General features: G+C 70.3%; 15 protein-coding genes. 8 read left to right on the top strand and 7 right to left on the bottom strand.

Annotation, left to right across the window (positions count from 1 at the left end):
• The first annotated feature begins 35 nt into the window (after positions 1-35).
• The 5 genes from ACWIHT_RS28820 (at position 36) to ACWIHT_RS28800 (ending at position 6,583) form a co-directional block, all read left to right on the top strand.
• On the top strand, positions 36-2,075 hold the full coding sequence (locus tag ACWIHT_RS28820; RefSeq protein ID WP_456171202.1) for a bifunctional aldolase/short-chain dehydrogenase: 2,040 nt from the start codon (positions 36-38) through the stop codon (positions 2,073-2,075).
• Positions 2,072-3,523, top strand: a complete 1,452-nt coding sequence (locus tag ACWIHT_RS28815; RefSeq protein ID WP_456171201.1) for a rhamnulokinase — start codon at positions 2,072-2,074, stop codon at positions 3,521-3,523. The genes ACWIHT_RS28820 and ACWIHT_RS28815 overlap by 4 nt, the downstream gene beginning before the upstream one ends.
• Positions 3,524-3,642: 119 nt before the next feature.
• Positions 3,643-4,410, top strand: a complete 768-nt coding sequence (locus ACWIHT_RS28810) for a (Fe-S)-binding protein (protein WP_456171200.1) — start codon at positions 3,643-3,645, stop codon at positions 4,408-4,410.
• Positions 4,407-5,918: a LutB/LldF family L-lactate oxidation iron-sulfur protein gene (locus ACWIHT_RS28805; protein WP_456171199.1), complete on the top strand. Its 1,512-nt coding sequence runs from the start codon at positions 4,407-4,409 to the stop codon at positions 5,916-5,918. Before ACWIHT_RS28810 ends, ACWIHT_RS28805 begins: the two co-directional genes overlap by 4 nt.
• Positions 5,915-6,583 carry a LutC/YkgG family protein gene (locus ACWIHT_RS28800; protein ID WP_456171198.1) on the top strand — a complete coding sequence of 223 codons (669 nt, stop codon included), beginning with the start codon at positions 5,915-5,917 and terminating at the stop codon, positions 6,581-6,583. The genes ACWIHT_RS28805 and ACWIHT_RS28800 overlap by 4 nt, the downstream gene beginning before the upstream one ends.
• On the opposite strand, the gene ACWIHT_RS28795 is transcribed toward ACWIHT_RS28800, so the two are convergent.
• Positions 6,556-9,579, bottom strand: a complete 3,024-nt coding sequence (locus ACWIHT_RS28795) for a family 78 glycoside hydrolase catalytic domain (RefSeq protein WP_456171197.1) — start codon at positions 9,577-9,579, stop codon at positions 6,556-6,558. The genes ACWIHT_RS28800 and ACWIHT_RS28795 overlap by 28 nt on opposite strands.
• A 201-nt stretch (positions 9,580-9,780) precedes the next feature.
• Between ACWIHT_RS28795 and ACWIHT_RS28790 the strand changes: the two genes are divergently transcribed.
• Positions 9,781-10,935 carry an ABC transporter ATP-binding protein gene (locus ACWIHT_RS28790; protein WP_456171196.1) on the top strand — a complete coding sequence of 385 codons (1,155 nt, stop codon included), beginning with the start codon at positions 9,781-9,783 and terminating at the stop codon, positions 10,933-10,935.
• Between the two features lie 15 nt (positions 10,936-10,950).
• Here the strand turns inward: ACWIHT_RS28790 and ACWIHT_RS28785 are convergent, their stop codons facing one another.
• From ACWIHT_RS28785 to ACWIHT_RS28760, 6 genes are all read right to left on the bottom strand, one after another.
• On the bottom strand, positions 10,951-11,529 hold the full coding sequence (locus ACWIHT_RS28785) for a hypothetical protein (protein WP_456171195.1): 579 nt from the start codon (positions 11,527-11,529) through the stop codon (positions 10,951-10,953).
• 40 nt (positions 11,530-11,569) lie between these two features.
• Positions 11,570-12,508, bottom strand: coding sequence for an ABC transporter substrate-binding protein (locus ACWIHT_RS28780; protein ID WP_456171194.1), 939 nt, complete (start codon positions 12,506-12,508; stop codon positions 11,570-11,572).
• The gene (locus tag ACWIHT_RS28775; RefSeq protein ID WP_200710105.1) at positions 12,505-13,176 is read right to left on the bottom strand and encodes an ABC transporter permease; all 672 of its coding nucleotides are present in this window, start codon (positions 13,174-13,176) and stop codon (positions 12,505-12,507) included. The genes ACWIHT_RS28780 and ACWIHT_RS28775 overlap by 4 nt, the downstream gene beginning before the upstream one ends.
• A complete protein-coding gene (locus tag ACWIHT_RS28770; protein ID WP_019068454.1) occupies positions 13,173-13,853 on the bottom strand; it encodes an ABC transporter permease in 681 nt (226 codons plus the stop codon). The genes ACWIHT_RS28775 and ACWIHT_RS28770 overlap by 4 nt, the downstream gene beginning before the upstream one ends.
• A gap of 62 nt (positions 13,854-13,915) precedes the next feature.
• Positions 13,916-14,164 (bottom strand): hypothetical protein, encoded by a 249-nt coding sequence (locus ACWIHT_RS28765; protein ID WP_456171193.1) that lies wholly within the window; start codon positions 14,162-14,164, stop codon positions 13,916-13,918.
• Positions 14,161-14,730: a DUF4232 domain-containing protein gene (locus ACWIHT_RS28760; RefSeq protein WP_456171192.1), complete on the bottom strand. Its 570-nt coding sequence runs from the start codon at positions 14,728-14,730 to the stop codon at positions 14,161-14,163. The genes ACWIHT_RS28765 and ACWIHT_RS28760 overlap by 4 nt, the downstream gene beginning before the upstream one ends.
• 210 nt (positions 14,731-14,940) lie before the next feature.
• On the opposite strand from ACWIHT_RS28760, the gene ACWIHT_RS28755 reads away from it, so the two are divergent.
• Together ACWIHT_RS28755 and ACWIHT_RS28750 are read left to right on the top strand one after the other, a co-directional pair.
• Positions 14,941-15,723: an ABC transporter ATP-binding protein gene (locus tag ACWIHT_RS28755; protein WP_456171191.1), complete on the top strand. Its 783-nt coding sequence runs from the start codon at positions 14,941-14,943 to the stop codon at positions 15,721-15,723.
• Between the two features lie 3 nt (positions 15,724-15,726).
• Positions 15,727-17,037 (top strand): FtsX-like permease family protein, encoded by a 1,311-nt coding sequence (locus tag ACWIHT_RS28750; protein ID WP_456171190.1) that lies wholly within the window; start codon positions 15,727-15,729, stop codon positions 17,035-17,037.
• The last annotated feature ends 28 nt before the right edge of the window (positions 17,038-17,065 follow it).

The following is a 17,065-nucleotide window of genomic DNA, read 5'->3' as shown; positions in this document are numbered from 1 at the left end:
TGAAAGTCCCCTCTCTCATGTAAGGACCCGAGTTCATGGCACCGCACCACGAAGCCGCCGACCTCATCGCCCGTTCTCATCGGCTTGGCGCTGATCCTCGTAACACCAACTACGCCGGCGGGAACGCGTCCGCCAAGGGTGTGGACACGGACCCCGTCACCGGGGGTGATGTCGAGTTGATGTGGGTGAAGGGGTCCGGGGGTGATCTTGGGACACTCACCGAGGCGGGGCTCGCCGTGTTGCGGCTGGACCGGATGCGCGCGCTCGTCGACGTCTACCCGGGGGTGGACCGCGAGGACGAGATGGTCGCCGCGTTCGACTACTGCCTGCACGGGAAGGGGGGTGCGGCGCCCTCCATCGATACCGCCATGCACGGGCTCGTGGACGCGGCTCATGTCGATCATCTGCATCCCGATTCCGGGATCGCGCTCGCTTGCGCCGCCGACGGGGAGAAGCTGACCGCCGAGTGTTTCGGGGACACGGTCGTGTGGGTGCCTTGGCGGCGGCCCGGGTTTCAGCTGGGGCTGGACATCGCGGCCGTCAAGGAGGCCAATCCGCAGGCCATCGGGTGTGTGCTCGGGGGGCATGGGATCACCGCTTGGGGTGCGAGTTCGGAGGAGTGCGAGCGGAACTCGTTGCACATCATCCGTACCGCCGAGGCGTTCCTCGTCGAGCGCGGGAGGCCCGAGCCATTCGGGCCCGTCGTCGAGGGGTACGGTCCGCTCGGCGACGGTGAGCGGCGGGAGCGGGCCGCCGCGATCGCGCCGTATGTTCGTGCCGTGGCCTCTCAAGACCGGCCGCAGGTGGGGCACTTCACCGACTCCGATGTTGTTCTTGATTTTCTGGCGCGGGCCGAGCATCCCCGGCTCGCCGCGCTCGGTACCTCGTGCCCCGACCACTTTCTGCGGACCAAGGTCAGGCCGCTCGTTCTCGATCTGCCGCCCAACGCTCCGCTGGACGAGGCGATCGCGCGGCTGAAGGAGCTGCACGCCGTCTATCGCGAGGAGTACGCCGCCTACTACCGGCGGCATGCCGTGCCCGACTCGCCTGCCATGCGTGGCGCCGATCCGGCGATCGTGCTGGTCCCGGGCGTGGGTATGTTCTCCTTCGGCAAGGACAAGCAGACCGCGCGCGTGGCCGGCGAGTTCTACGTCAACGCCATCAACGTGATGCGCGGGGCCGAGGCCGTGTCGTCGTACGCGCCGATCGAGGAGTCGGAGAAGTTCCGCATCGAGTACTGGGCCCTGGAAGAGGCCAAGTTGCAGCGGATGCCGAAGCCCAAGCCGCTCGCCACTCGGGTCGCGCTCGTCACGGGGGCGGGGAGTGGGATCGGGAAGGCGATCGCTCGGCGGCTGGTTGACGAGGGAGCTTGTGTTGTCGTCGCGGATCTCAACTCCGAGAGCGCGCAGGCCGTTTCGGAGGAGTTGGGTGGGCCCGACAAGGCCGTTGCCGTCACCGTTGACGTGACGGACGAAGGGCAGATCGTCGACGCCTTCAAAGCCGCCCTGCTCGCCTTCGGCGGTGTCGATCTCGTCGTCAACAACGCGGGGATCTCCATCTCCAAGCCCCTGTTGGAGACTTCGGCGCGGGACTGGGACCTCCAGCACGACATCATGGCCCGTGGGTCGTTCCTCGTCTCGCGTGAGGCCGCGCGGGCGATGATCGCGCAGGGGCTCGGGGGCGACATCCTCTACATCGCGTCCAAGAACGCCGTGTTCGCCGGGCCCAACAACATCGCCTACTCCGCCACAAAGGCCGATCAGGCACACCAAGTACGGCTGCTGGCAGCCGAGTTGGGTGAGCACGGGATCCGGGTCAATGGCATCAACCCGGACGGTGTCGTGCGTGGCTCGGGCATCTTCGCGGGTGGTTGGGGTGCGCAGCGGGCGGCGACGTACGGGATCGAGGAGGAGAAGCTCGGCGAGTTCTACGCCCAACGCACCATCCTCAAGCGGGAGGTGCTGCCGGAGCATGTCGCCAACGCCGTCTTCGCCCTCACGGGTGGGGACTTGACGCACACCACCGGACTGCATGTCCCGGTCGACGCCGGCGTTGCGGCAGCCTTCCTTCGGTGAGCGCCGACGTGAAGGCGTACGCCGCGGTCGATCTCGGCGCGTCCAGTGGGCGGGTCATGGTCGGCCGTGTCGGGCCGGACTCCCTGGAGTTGGCGGAGGCCCACCGTTTTCCCAATCGGCCCGTCCGGACTCCGGAGGGGCTGCGCTGGGACATCCTCGCGCTCTACGCGGGGGTCCTCGACGGGCTCCGGGCGGCGGGTCCGGCTGTCGATTCCGTCGGCATCGACAGCTGGGCCGTGGACTACGGCTTGTTGGACGCGGACGGGGCCCTGCTGGGCAACCCCGTGCACTACCGGGACGCCCGCACGGAGGGGGTCGCCGAGAAGGTGTGGGCGACCGTGCCTGCGGGTGAGTTGTACGCGTCGACCGGGTTGCAGTACGCGCCCTTCAACACCCTGTACCAGCTGACGGCGGCCCGTGACTCGGCTCAACTGGCGCACGCCGAGCGGTTGTTGCTCATCCCCGATCTGCTGTCGTACTGGCTCACCGGGGAGCAGGGCACCGAGCTGACCAATGCCTCCACGACCCAACTCGTCGATCCCCGGACGCGCGACTGGTCGTACGACATCGCCTCGCGGCTCGGTATCGCCCTCGGGCTGTTCGCGCCGCTGCGGCAGCCGGGGGATCCGGCGGGGGTGCTGCGGGCCGAGGTGCTGGAGGAGACGGGGCTTCGGGGGCCGGTGGCGGTGACGGCGGTGGGGTCGCACGACACGGCTTCCGCTGTGGCCGCTGTTCCGGCCGTCGAGGAGCGGTTCGCCTATATCTGTACCGGGACTTGGTCCCTGGCCGGGCTGGAACTCGACGCGCCCGTGCTCAGTGAGGCGAGTCGGGCCGCCAACTTCACCAACGAACTGGGGCTCGACGGCACGGTCCGCTATCTGCGCAACATCATGGGGCTGTGGCTGCTTCAGGAGTGTGTACGGGCCTGGGGCGAGCCGGAGTTGGGCGAGCTGCTGCGCGGGGCGGCCAGGGTGCCGGCGCTGCGGTCGGTGGTCGACGCGGGTGACTCGGTGTTTCTGGCGCCCGGGCGGATGCCGGAGCGGATCGCGGACGCGTGCCGTGGGTCCGGGCAGCCGGTGCCGGAGTCCCGGGCCGAGATCACGCGCTGCATCCTCGACTCGCTCGCGCTCGCCCATCGGCGGGCGGTCGACGACGCCCAGGTCCTCGCCGATCATCCGGTCGACGTCGTGCACATCGTCGGGGGCGGTACGCGCAACGCGCTGCTGTGCCAACTGACCGCCGACGCCTGCGGGTTGCCGGTGGTGGCCGGGCCCACGGAGGCGGCGGCCCTGGGCAATGTGCTCGTTCAGTCGCGGGCCCACGGGCTGGTCGGTGACCTGGCCGGGATGCGGGGGCTGCTTGCCCGTACCCAGCCGTCGACCCGGTACGAACCGCAGGGCGACACCGCCCGCTGGCGGGCCGCGGAGGCCCGGCTCGCCGCTCGGTGAACCGGGGATCCCAGGACAATGGCCTCCGGCTCGCCGTGCGCGCCGAGCCGGGGGCTCCCCCAGACGGTGACCTCCGACTACGCTGCATCCATCCGATGATCGACCACTAAGGAGCCGCGATGCGTGTCGCCCTGTTCCTGACTTGCGTCAACGACACGCTGTATCCGGACACCGGGCGCGCCGTGGTGAAACTGCTGACCAGACTGGGCGTCGAGGTCGACTTCCCGATGGCGCAGACCTGCTGCGGACAGGCGCACTACAACACCGGTTACCGCCACGAGGCCGAACCGCTCGCCCGGCATTTCTCCGATGTCTTCGGGGAGTACGAGGCGATCGTCACGCCGTCCGGGTCGTGCGGGGCGATGGTGCGGGAACTGTATCCCCGGATGGGGGAAAGGGCCCGGGCGGAGGGGCGCGGTGACACCCTCGCGGCCACGCTGGCGCCGGTCGTGCCGAAGACGTACGAACTGACCGAGTTCCTCGTGGACGTGCTCGGGGTGACGGATGTGGGCGCCTGCTACCCGCACAAGGTGACCTATCACCCCACCTGCCACGGGCTGCGCAGTCTGGGACTCGGTGACCGGCCGCTCAGGCTCCTCCAGGCCGTCAAGGGGCTGGAGTTGGTCGAACTGCCCGGAGCCGACGAGTGCTGCGGCTTCGGCGGGACGTTCGCCGTGAAGAACGCCGATGTCTCGGCGGCGATGGGCGCCGACAAGGTGCGCAACGCCCGGTCGACGGGCGCCGACGTGCTGTGCGCCGCGGACAACTCCTGTCTGATGCACATCGGGGGCACGATGGCCCGGCTCCACACCGATATGCGGCCCGTGCACATCGCCGAGATCCTGGCCGCCACGGAAGCCTCCAGCGAAGAGGACTCACGCTCATGAGCGGCACGTTCGTCGGTATGCCTGCGTTTCCCCCGCCCGCCCACCCGGCGTTCCCGGCCTTCCCTGTGGCCGCGCACGAGGCGGTCAACAACCAGACCCTGCGCGGAAATCTGCGGCACGCCACCCACACGATCCGCGCCAAACGCGCCAAGGCCGTCGCCGAGGTGTCGGACTGGGCCGAACTGCGCGAGGCCGGCAAGCAGATCAAGGACCACACGCTCCGCCATCTCGACCGCTATCTGGTGCGGTTGGAGGAGTCGGTGACGGCGGCCGGGGGCGTCGTCCACTGGGCCGCCGACGCGGCGGAGGCCAACCGGATCGTCGTCCAACTGGTGCAGGAGACGGGCGAGTCGGAGGTCGTCAAGGTCAAGTCGATGGCCACGCAGGAGATCGGGCTCAACGAGGCCTTGGAGGCGGAAGGCATCCGCGCCTATGAGACCGATCTCGCCGAGTTGATCGTCCAGTTGGGCAAGGACCGGCCCTCGCACATCCTGGTCCCCGCGATCCACCGCAACCGCGGCGAGATCCGGGAGATCTTCACCCGCGAGATGAGCGAGTGGGGCCGCCCCGCACCGGAGGGTCTGACGGACACGCCCGCGGAACTCGCCGAGGCCGCCCGCCTGCACCTCCGCGAGAAGTTCCTGCGCGCCAAGGTCGGTGTCTCCGGCGCCAACTTCATGGTCGCCGACACCGGCACGCTCGTCGTCGTCGAGTCCGAGGGCAACGGCCGGATGTGCCTCACCCTCCCCGAGACGCTGATCTCGGTCGTGGGCATCGAGAAGATCGTGCCCACCTGGCAGGACCTGGAGGTGTTCCTTCAGACCCTCCCGCGCTCCTCGACCGCCGAGCGCATGAACCCGTACACCAGCACGTGGACGGGGACGACCGAAGGCGACGGCCCGCGCGTCTTCCATCTGGTCCTGCTCGACAACGGCCGCAGCGACACCCTCGCCGACGAGGTCGGCCGCCAGGCCCTGCGCTGTATCCGGTGCTCGGCCTGTCTCAACGTCTGCCCGGTGTACGAGCGGGCCGGCGGCCATGCCTACGGTTCGGTCTACCCGGGCCCGATCGGCGCGATCCTCAGCCCCCAACTCCGGGGCACGGCAAGCGAGATCGACGCCTCGCTGCCGTACGCCTCGTCGCTGTGCGGAGCCTGCTACGAGGTGTGCCCGGTCGCCATCGACATCCCCGAGGTGCTGGTGCATCTGCGGGAGAGGGTGGTGGAGGGCGGGCCGGTGACCCGTGAGGGCAACAAGGTGGTCCTGCGCCCCGCGAAGGGGCATGCCGCTGAGCGGGCAGCCATGCGGGCGGCGCGCTGGACGTTCGCGCGCCCGGGCGCCCTGCGCGCCGGTCAGCGGCTGGCCTCCCGCACCCGCCGTTTCCATCCCCGGTCACTTCCCGGCCCCGGCAAGGCGTGGAGCGGTACCCGGGAGCTGCCGGCCGTGCCCGCGGAGCCGTTCCGCGACTGGTGGCAGCGCACGCACGGTGGAAAGGACGGTGCCAAGTGAGCAGCAGGGAACGGATCCTGGGCCGCGTGCAGCGCGCGCTCGCGGATGTGCCCGAGGACGACACGCCGTACGAGCAGGCGGTTCGGCGGGACTATCTGCGGGAGCACGGGGAGCGGACCGTCGAGGAGACGGTTGACTTGTTGGCCGAGAACCTGGCCGACTATCGGGCCCTCGTGCACCGGTGCACGGAGGCCGAACTCGGCGCCACGATCGCCGGGTTGCTCGCCGGCCGGGGTTCCAGGACGGTCGTCGTACCGCCGGGTCTGGAGCCCTCCTGGCTCGCGGCGGCCGACGTCGAGCGGATCGCGGACCGGGCCGAGAACACCCCGTACGAGTTGGACCGGGTCGACAGTGTGGTCACGGCGTGCGCGGTGGCCGCCGCCGAGACCGGCACCATCGTCCTGGACGGCGGCCCGGACCAGGGCCGCCGTCGGATCACGCTCGTCCCCGACCATCACATCTGTGTCGTACGGGTGCCGGAGCAGGTCGTTTCCTCGGTGCCCCAAGCTCTCCAACGCCTGGACCCCACCCGCCCGTTGACGTGGATCTCCGGTCCGTCGGCGACCAGTGACATCGAGTTGGACCGCGTCGAGGGGGTGCATGGTCCGCGCACCCTGGAGGTGGTGCTCGTGCGCGATCAGGCGAGCGCGGAGGTCAACTCGTAGCGCCCTGAGGGGAGTTCGAAGGAGGCGGTGCCGTCCGTGAAGCCGAGGAACTCGACGCCCGGTGTCTCCGACAGGGGTGTCCCGTGCTCGCGGACGGTGGCCGGGTCGGCGGTGGGGATACGCAGGGTCGCCGTGCTGTTGGCGGGGACGGCCACCCTGTACGTCAACTCCCTTTCCCTCACTGCCCATTCGCTGACGATCTCGCCGTAGGGCGAGAGGTGCGATCCGGTCACCCGGGTGATCCTCCCCGTGGGGTCGAGGTGCGGCCGGAGGAAGAAGTGGCGGAAGCCCGGGTGGGCCGGGTCCTTGGCGATGCCGGCCATGCTCTCGTACATCCACTCCACGATCGCGCCGTAGGAGTAGTGGTTGAAGGAGTTCATGTCGACCGGGCCGAAGCCGTCCTCCTTGGAGTACGAGTTCCAGCGCTCCCAGACGGTGGTGGCGCCGTTCGCCACCGAGTAGAGCCAGGACGGCATCGCGTTCTGGTGGAGGAGGCGGTACGCCAGGTCGACGCGGCCCTCGTCGGTGAGGACGGGCGCGATGACGTTCACGCCGAGGAAGCCCACGGAGAGGGTGTTCTCGGCGTACTGGACGCGGGTGCTGTCGGGGTGGGCCGCCTTGTAGGCCTCGCTGTTGCCGATGTTGTCGGCTAGCAGGGCGACCAGTTGGCGGCGCTGCTCCTCCGTGTCGTAGAAGCCGAGTTTGAGGGTCCAGAGCAGGGCGGTCTGGGTGTCGTCCTCGGTCTTGCCCGCGCTGTTGCCGGGTGTGTACGGCGGTGGTTCGCCGAGGCTGGAGCGGACGGTGATGCGGCCCGAACCGGGGTTGGTGGCAAGGTACTTGGTGATGAAGGCGCGCTTGACGCGAGTGAAGAGTTCCTCGTGGGCGGCGGCTTCGGCGGTGCGGCCGGTGGCGTGGGCCATGTCGGCCATCAGGCGGGCGCTGTAGCCGTAGTAGGCGTCGCTGATGAGCTGGGTGCTGGTGATCTGGAAGGCGAGCCAGTCCCCGAAGACCGCGCCCCGGCCGGCGTAGTCGTAGCCGGTGTGCTCGCGAATCCAGTCGACGTACGTGGTCATCGCCGCCCAACTGCGGTCGATGATCGTGGTGTCGCCGGTCATCTGCCACACCGTCCACGGCACGATCACTCCGCAGTCCGCCCAGCCGCTCGCCGGAACCGGATAGCTGAAGCGGTGGCTGGGGGCGACCCACGGGAACTGGGCGCCGTCCGCGCCGTAGCGGCGCTGTGAGTCGATCAGGGTGTCCTGGAAGTGGCTGAGGAAGGTGACCGAATCGGCGTTGTAGAGGCCGGTGTTGGCGAAGAGCTGGGTGTCGCCGGTCCAGCCGAGGCGTTCGTCGCGCTGGGGGCAGTCGGTGGGGATCCAGAGGTAGTTGCCGCGCTGGCCCCAACGGACGTTGCTGATCAGCTGGTTGACGTCGGTGTCGTCGGTGGTGACCGTGCCGATGTCACGGAGGGCGGAGGTGGCGACCCGGCCCGTGAGTCCGGTGAGGGTGACCGTGTCGGTCGTGGTGACCGAGACGTAGCGGAAGCCGTAGAAGGTCAGCGAGTCCTGGTGGGTCTCGCCGGCCGGGTCGCCCCTGAGGATGTAGGTGCTGGTGGCGCGGGCGGTGCGCAGGTTGGCGCGGTAGACGGAGCCGATTGGTCCGTCGGCGCCCGCGCTGTCGTCGTTGAGGAACTCCCCCGGTGCGCAGACGACTTGGGCGCCCGCCGGGCCGCGCACGGTGTAGCGGGGCACGCCGACGAGGTTCTGGCCGAGGTCGATGACGGCGGTGTCGCCGGGGCGCAGGGTGACGGAGGCGGTCGCCGCCAGGGCGGGGTCGGTGACCGTGCGGGCGGGGTCGACGACGATCCGGCCCCTGCCGTTCGCGCTGCCCTCCTGGTCGGTCACACCGGTGCAGACGGTGACCGAGCACGGCTCGCGGTCCCAACTCGGCACCAGGCGGGCGCTCTCACCGGAATGGGCCACCAACCGGGCTTCGGGGAAGGGGTAGTTGACCTCCTCGACGGCGGACCAGGTGCTGGTGTCGTAGCCGTTGGCCGTCCAGCCCGGGAGTTCCTGGCGGGCGTCGTAGGTCTGGCCGTCGTAGATGTCGTCGGCGCGGTAGGGGCCGGTGTCGGTGGCTCGCCAGTCCTCGTCGGGTGCGGTGACGATCGTCTGGGTCGAGCCGTCGGCGTAGCGGATGAGCAGTTTCGCCTTCAGGGCAAGGGAGTTGCCGTCGACCGCGTAGTAGGGGCTGCCCTCGGAGATGCGGCTGTTGTACCAGCCGTTGCCGAGCACGGCAGCGAGGGTGACCTGCGACGGGTCGCGCGACGGGTCCTGTGACGGGTCCGTCAGCAGGTCGGTGACGTCGTAGGTGAAGTAGTCGACCGTGGTCTCGTAGTTGGTCCAGCCGGGGGTCAGGAGTTCGTCGGTCGTGCCGTCGCCGTGCGGCACCGCGACCCGTCGGCCGTTGACATGGGCCTCGTACACACCGAGTGCGGACACATACAGCCGGGCCTCGCTCACCCGCTCGCCGGTCAGCGCGGTCTGGCGGCGCAGGAGGGGCGCGCCCGCGCTGTTCGGGCGCTTGCCGGCCATGCCGATCCACCGCGCGCCGTCCCAGCCGGTGACTCCGTCGGTGCTGAGAAGACCGGTCTCGAAGTGGGCGGTGGCGGAGGTGGCCCCGCCGTTCTCGTCCCACACCGTCACCGTCCAGTGGTAGCGGGTCGAAGGGTGGAGTTCGGGACCCGCGTAGCGGATCGCGACCGAGTCCGCCGAGTCGACGCGACCGGTGTCCCAGACGTCGGCCCGGTCGTCGGTCGGCTGCGCGGGTGAGGAGGCGACCTGGATGCGGTAGGCGGTCTGGCGGCGGCCACGCGCGTCGGACGTCGTGCGCCACCCGAACCTCGGGTGCTCCGCGTCCACGCCGAGCGGGTCGGTGCGGTGCTCCACCGTGAGGCCCGACACCGTGGTGCCGGAAACGGCGACTCCGTCGTTCATGCCCTGTCCCTTCGGCCCGCCGAGCGGTGGAGTTGTATCGGTTCAGTCGGCTCGTTGGTCGAAAATAGTGGGGTTATAGATGTGTGTCCACCTCCTGGACAGCACAGAATTTGAAACATTTCAAAACCGGAACGAGGACCTCACCAGCCAGTAGGCCCCCGCTGATGGGCGGTGTCGGACCGGCGCCGTTAGCGTGAGGTCATGATCCGGTTCGAGCAGGTCAGCAAGCGGTATCCGGACGGTACGACGGCCGTGGACGGGCTCTCCTTCGAGGTGTCCGAGGGTGAACTCGTCACGCTCGTGGGCCCGTCCGGCTGCGGCAAGACGACGACCATGATGATGGTCAACCGGCTGATCGAGCCGACCTCCGGCCGGATCCTCGTGAACGGCGAGGACATCGCCTCCGTCGACCCGGTGCAGCTGCGCCGCCGTATCGGATACGTCATCCAGCAGGTGGGCCTCTTCCCGCACCGCACGGTGCTCGACAACACGGCGACCGTGCCGTCCCTGGTCGGCTGGAAGCGGGCCAAGGCGCGGGCGCGGGCCGCCGAACTGCTCGATCTGGTGGGGCTCGACCCGAAGACCTACGGATCACGCTATCCGGAGCAGTTGTCGGGCGGGCAGCGGCAGCGGGTCGGGGTGGCGCGGGCGCTGGCCGCCGATCCGCCGGTGCTGCTGATGGACGAGCCGTTCGGTGCCGTCGACCCCGTGGTGCGGGAGCAGTTGCAGGACGAGTTCCTGCGGATGCAGGCCACTGTGCGCAAGACGGTGCTGCTGGTGACGCACGACATCGAGGAGGCGGTACGGCTCGGTGACCGTATCGCCGTGTACGGGCAGGGGCGGATCGAGCAGTACGACACCCCGGGTGCGGTGCTCGGCAAGCCGGCGACGCCGTACGTCGCGTCGTTCGTCGGCGCGGACCGGGGTCTGAAACGGCTGTCGGTCACCGCGATCGAGCCCGACGACCTGGAGCAGCCGCCGGTCGCCCGGGTGGACGAGCCCGCGCAGTCGGCGGCCGAGCGGCTGCGGGTCGACGGCGCGCGGTGGGCCGTGGTCCTCGACGCGCGGGGTGAACTACAGGGGTGGGTCAAGGCCGACGAGCTGACGGCCGGCGGCACGGTCGGGGAACGCGCGCACCGGATGAACGCGTGGGTGCCGGTGGGCGCCCCGCTGAAGCAGGCGTTCGGTGTGATGCTCCAGCACGACGCCGGGTGGGTCGCCGTGCTGGACGGTGCGCGCTTCCTCGGTGTCCTCACTCCGGCGAAGCTGCACGAGGCGTTGCGGCGGTCCGTGGACGCGGATGCCCTCGGAGTGCCGCGCGGGCAGGTGGACTTCGACTCGGTGGCGGACGCGTGAGGGTCGCCCGGCGGCTCAGCTGAAGGTGAGGGGGCAGCCTCGCCGCAGGGAGTGCTGGGCCGCGCGCAGGTACAGGGCCACGTAGAAGGCGGTGTCCAGGTCCTCGGCCCACCGCCCCGGCCGGGCGGCGGCGAACTCCTCCGCCTCGCCCTCCAGGAACCAGAACGTGAGCGCGAGGTTTTCGGTCACCTCCGGTATCTCGACGGGCAGTTCCAGGGCCGCGGCCAGCCGCTCGGCGAGGGCGAGGATCTGCGGTGCGCCCGCGATCACCGTCTCGTCCGTGTACGCGGAGCTGATCGGCAGCCGTATCTCCTCGTCGAGCGAGACCGGCACCAGCACCGACCAGTCGCCGATCAAGTCACGCTCCGCCGACGTCAGTTGGCTGCGGCACAGGGCGTCGAACCCGAACATGGACGGGCTCAGCTTCTCCTCGAACGCCGACCCGGAGTCCCGCTCGGGCACGGCCGTGTACGGCGGCAGCCCGCGCCGGACCAGTTCCGCGTCGAGCCCCTTGGCGATCGCGCCCATCCCCCCTTCCCCGATGTCCTCACTCAGCCATTCCTCCGCACCGACATCAACCAGGTATACGCCCATGCCCGAAAGCTACAACCCGCCACTGACAACGGCCCGAACCTCACCTCAACAGACCCTTGTCCTTCAGATACGTCCGAGCCACGTCCTGCGCCAACCGCCGCCAGCTGTCGACCTGTTGATTCATCGATGCCAGGTCGGCCGTGGTGAGGACGTCGTTGAGCTTCCCCAGCGCCTTGGTCACTCCGGGACTCCCCGCACGGGAGCGGTTGACGACCGGGACGACGTAGTCGGCGTTCTGGAGGTGCTTGTCGTCGGCGAGGAGGACGAGGCCGAAGTCGTCGAGGGTGGCGTCGGTGGTCGTGGTCAGCACCATCTGGTCCTGACCGCTCCGCACCGCGCTCTTGGCCTGGGTCGTGCCGACGCCCTTCGGGTCGACAGCGGTGATGTCGATGCCGTAGGTCTTCTTCAACCCCGGTTCACAGTACGGCCGTTGGACGCATTCGTCGCCCGCCGCGAGCCGCACCTCGAGTCCCGAGGCGCCGAGGTCACTGAGGGTCTTGAGGTGGTGCTCGCGGGCGTAGGAGCGGGCCACGGCGAAGGCGTTCTGGTCGACGGCCTTCCCGGGGTCGAGGACCGTGAGGCCCCGGGGTGTGGCGAGTCGGCGCAGTGCCTTCATGGTGGTGACGAGGTCGGGTGAGCCGACGGCCGGGGCGTCGGGTCCGTTGGTCTTGGCGTTGAGCCAGTCGGCGAAGGTGGCCGCGTACTCGGGTACGACGTCGATCTGCCCTGATTCCAGGGCGGGTTCGTAGAGTTCGCGGTTGGCGACGGTGAGCAGGGACGTCTTGTATCCGGCCTGCTTCAGGAGCAGCGAGTACATCTGGGCGAGCAGGTCGCTCTCGGTGAATCCGGCCGAGCCGATGGTGAGGTGGTGACTGTCGCCGGGTGGTGCGGTGACGGCGCTCTGGTTCTCCAGGGAGGGTCCGGTCGAGCAGCCGGTGGCCGCCAGGAGCAGTACGGCCGCGACCGTGTGCCGCCTCATCGCGCTCCCCTCGCCCAGCGGGGCGACAGTCGCTCGGCGACCTCGAAGACGCCCTCGACGAGCAGTGCGAACACGGCGACGAGGACGGCTCCGGCGACCACCTGCGCGGTGTTGGCGAGGTTGAAGCCGGCGGTGATGATGCGGCCGAGTCCGCCGCCGCCCGCCAGTGCGGCGATGGTGGCGGTCGCGACGAGTTGGACGGCGGCGATCCGTACGCCGTTCATCAACAGCGGCAGCGAGAGCGGAAGTTCGACGCGGAACAGCATCTGACGGCCTGTCATCCCCATGCCGCGCGCGGCCCGCACCACATCGCGGTCGACCTCGCGCATGCCGACGTACGCGTTGGTGAGCAGCGGCGGTACGGCGAACAGGACGAGGGCGACGACCGTCGGTCCCTCGCCCCAGTCGCCGATCGGGGTGAGGAGCAGCAGGACCAGGACGGCGAAGGTGGGCACCGCGCGGCCGATGTTGGAGATGTTGACGGCGAGCGCGCCGCCCTTGCCGAGGTGGCCGAGGACGAGGGCGACCGGGAGCGCGATCAGGCAGCTGATGACCAGGCAGACGACCGTGAGGACGAGGTGTTGCGCGAGCCGGTGCCAGATGCCGTCGTCGCCCGACCAGTGGGCGGAGTCGGTGAGCCAGTGCCAGGCGTCGGTCAGGGTGTTCATCCGCGCACCGCCCTCGTCCAGGGGGTGATGAGCCGTTGCACGAGCAGCAGGAGCAGGTCGGCGACGATCGCGATCACCACGCACAGCACGGACGCGGTGAGCACCTGTGCCTTGAAGTAGGTGTTCATGCCCGCGTAGATGAGGTTGCCGAGTCCGCCGAAGCCGACGATCGCGCCGACCGTGACCAGCGAGACCGCCGAGACGGTGGCGATGCGCAGGCCGGCCATCGCGGCGGGGAGGGCGAGGGGCAGTTCCACGGTGAGGAGGAGGCGGATCGGGCCGTAGCCCATGCCGCGTGCGGCCTGTCGGGTCTCCTCGGGTACGGCGCGCAGGCCCGCGAGGATGTTGCGGACGAGCAGGGTAAGGGAGTAGAGGACCAGTCCGGCGACGACGAGGGTGGCCGAGAGCCCGTAGACGGGAAGCAGGAGCGAGAACATCGCCAGGGACGGGATCGTGTAGAGGATCGTCGTCACGGCGAGCACGGGTCCCGCGGCCCAGCCCCAGCGGCGGGCCACGACCGCGAGGGGCAGGGCGACGGCCAGGCCGATGAGCACCGAGATCGCGGTGAGCTGGAGGTGCTGGCCGACCGCGTCGAGGAGGATGTGGCGGCGGGTGCTCAGATACTCGCCGCAGATCCACTCGTTGCGGGCGAGGCAGTCGTCCGGGGGCGCGGTCACCTCACCATTGCATCCGGTGGGCCCCCGGGTCGGCTCGTTCTGGTGACCCGTACGGGCGTCGGTCAGGGGTTCCAGTAGGTGGCGAGGGAGGCGACGAAGACCGCCGCAGAGGTGAGGACCACGAGTTGGGCGGCGGCCGTGATCCAGAGGCGGCAGGCGATCGCCAGGGCGACGGTCACGGCCTCGACGCGGCAGAGGACGTCGAGGCCGACGAGCAGCGCGCACGCGACGGCGTCGGCCCGCCGGTGTCCGGGCGGGCGGCGCAGGACGCGTTGTGGGAAGCGGTCGACGGGGATGCCCTGGTCCATCATCGGGTGCCTCCGGTGGTGCGCCACGGTCCGACGCCGAGTCTGCCGGTGGTCCCGAGGTCGAGGCCGCCGGCCGGCGTCAGGAGGAGCGGCGGCGAACCGGGTCGCGCCGCGACCGTCAGACACGGCACGGAGGCCGAGCCGTCGAGGCCGGTGGCCGTGTTGCGCCACAGCAGGCCGGCGGAGGCGGTCTCGCCGGGTGCCGGCGTCACCGGGCTCGGCGGGTCGTCGCATCCGGTCACCGTGGCGATGCCGCCGCTGCCGTGGACCACCGTCACGCCGGTGACGCGCTGCTGGTCCCGGTCGAACAGCCGGATCTCGGGGTAGCCCTCGACGCGGTAGGCGCGGGTGCCGCGGTTCACCAGGGTGAGGTCCATGGCGCGCAGGCCCAGCGCGGGGTCCACCGGTCCGGCGGTGACCCGGATGCCCTCCTCCGGGCAGATCTGGCCCGACGTCGACCGTCCGGCGGCGGGATCGTCGTAGGCCACTGCTGAGACCGTCCAGATGACGGACCCGACGAGGAGCCCCACCACCGTGACCAGGACGGTGTCGTACGCGCTTCTCGGCATCCGCGGAGTCGATCGAGATCGGCCCGGAACCGCCGTGGCGGAAGCCATACCTCCGGTCACAGCCCTGTCACACCAGGTCCCGCTCACCCGACCCCGGGGGTGTCGCTGAGTACACCCCTCGATACGGGTTCTGCGCCCAATGTGCGTACTGCGCGCGCTCCGTAGCGTCGTCGGCGAGGCACAGGGCGTGCCGCACGGAGGGTGATGGCGATGTTTCGCACCGCACGACGGACGCACGACAAGGGACCCGCCGCTGAGGCGCTGCGGCTGGTCAAGGTCAGCAGGACCTACGGCCACGACGACAGCGCGGTGACCGCGCTGGACGGGGTCACGCTGAGCCTGGAGCGCGGCACGTTCACCGCGGTGATGGGGCCTTCGGGGTCCGGCAAGTCGACGCTGTTGCAGTGCGCGGCGGGGCTCGACCGGCCGGACAGCGGGATCGTGATGGTGGACGGCGCGGAGCTGACGGGCGGGAGCGAGGCGGAGCTGACGAGGTTCCGGCGGGGGCGGATCGGGTTCGTGTTCCAGCAGTACAACCTCCTCGACACGCTCACCGTGGCGCAGAACACCGTGCTGCCGCTGAAGCTGGCCGGCCGGCGCGTCGACCGGGAGCGGGTCCGGGAGGTGCTGACGGCGGTCGGTCTCGGGGACCGGCTCGGCCACCGCCCCGACCAGCTCTCCGGCGGTCAGCGGCAGCGGGTCGCGATCGCCCGCGCGCTGGTCACCGAGCCCCGGGTGATCTTCGCGGACGAGCCGACCGGCGCCCTGGACACGCGCAGCGCGCGGGACGTGCTGCTGCTGTTGCGGGAGGCGGTGCGGGTGCACGGGCGGACCGTGGTGATGGTGACGCACGACCCGGTCGCGGCCTCGTACGCCGACTCGGTGGTGTTCCTCGCGGATGGCAGGCTCGCCGGCCGGATGCACGCGCCGACCGTCGACGCGGTCGCCGAGCGGCTGGCGCACCTGGGCGACGACGTGACGGTGGGGGTGTGAGCGATGTTCGTACTGGCGATGCGTTCGATCCGGCGGCGGCCGGGCCGGTTCCTGGCGACACTGCTGGCCGCGTTCCTCGGCGCGGCGATCATCATGACGTTCGACTCGCTGCACGACACGGCGGCACAGCACGGCATCGACCCGGTCAGCGCCGAGACGCTGTCCACGTCGGCGAGTGTCGTCGGCGGTTACGGCACCCTGCTGGTGTTTTTCGCCGTGGCCTCGACGCTGACCGTCAACGTGCGGCAACGCACAAGGGAGTTGGAGACGCTGCGCTGCTCGGGGGCGACCCCGGCGCAGCTCAAGCGGATGGTCGTGGGTGAGGCGGTGGCCGTCGCCCTGCTGGGCGCGGTCCTCGCCGTCGGTCCGGCGATGCTCGGCGGACGGGCGCTGCTCGGGGTGTTCCAGGACAGCGGCCAGGTGGCACGGTCCGTCGACTACTCCTTCGGTCCCTACGCCCTCCAGTCCGGCCTCGGCATCACCCTGCTCGCCTCGGCGGGCGCCGCGTTCCTGGCCGTACGACGGGCGACGCGCGGACGCCAACAGCCGGGCCGGGCAAGGACGTTGCTCGCGTACGGCGCGCTGGTCGCGGGTGTGGCGTCGGTGTCGTCGACCTTCGCGTTCTCCGCGACGGACGCGGCGCTGATGGCGGCACCGGCCTACGGGGCGATCCTGCTCTCGGTGGGACTGGCTCTACTGGCGCCCCGGCTGCTGAAGTCGCTGCTCGACCACCTCGAACTGGCGGGCGCGAGCGGCTGGTTGGCCGTCCGCAATCTCCGCGAGCGGGCCGACCAGCTGGCCGGGATCCTGATGTCGCTGATCCTGTTCACGGCGGTGTCCACGGCGACGCTCTACATGCAGGCGGTGGAGAGCGACGCGGTGAAGGCCTCGGGGCTGACGAAGTCGGTGGACGCGAAGAACCTGGAGACGCTCAACTTCACGGTCGTCGGCATCATCGCGGTCTTCGTCTGCGTGATGCTCGTCAACTCCCTCTACGCGGCGACGACTTACCGCGCCCGGGAGTTCGGCGGACAGCGCCTGGCGGGCGCGACTCCGGGGCAGGTGCTGCGCACGGTGGGCACCGAGACGGCGATCCTCACGGTGACCGGAGTCCTGTCCGGCACGGTGGCCGCGCTGGCGGGGATCATCCCGTTCACCATGGTCCGGACTGACTCGGCGCTGCCGCACCAGGGGCTCGGGATCTGGCTGGCGGTCGTCGCGGTGGCGGCGACGGTGACACTGGGGACGAGTCTGCTTACGGCACGGCGGGTGCTGCGGACTCCGGCGGTGGAGTCGGTGGGATTGGCGGCGTGAGCACAAGGGGTGTTCCGGTTCGGTTCTC

The sequence above is a fragment of the Streptomyces sp. NPDC002276 genome, from assembly GCF_053891435.1.
This window is presented reverse-complemented; position numbering and strand designations above follow the sequence as displayed.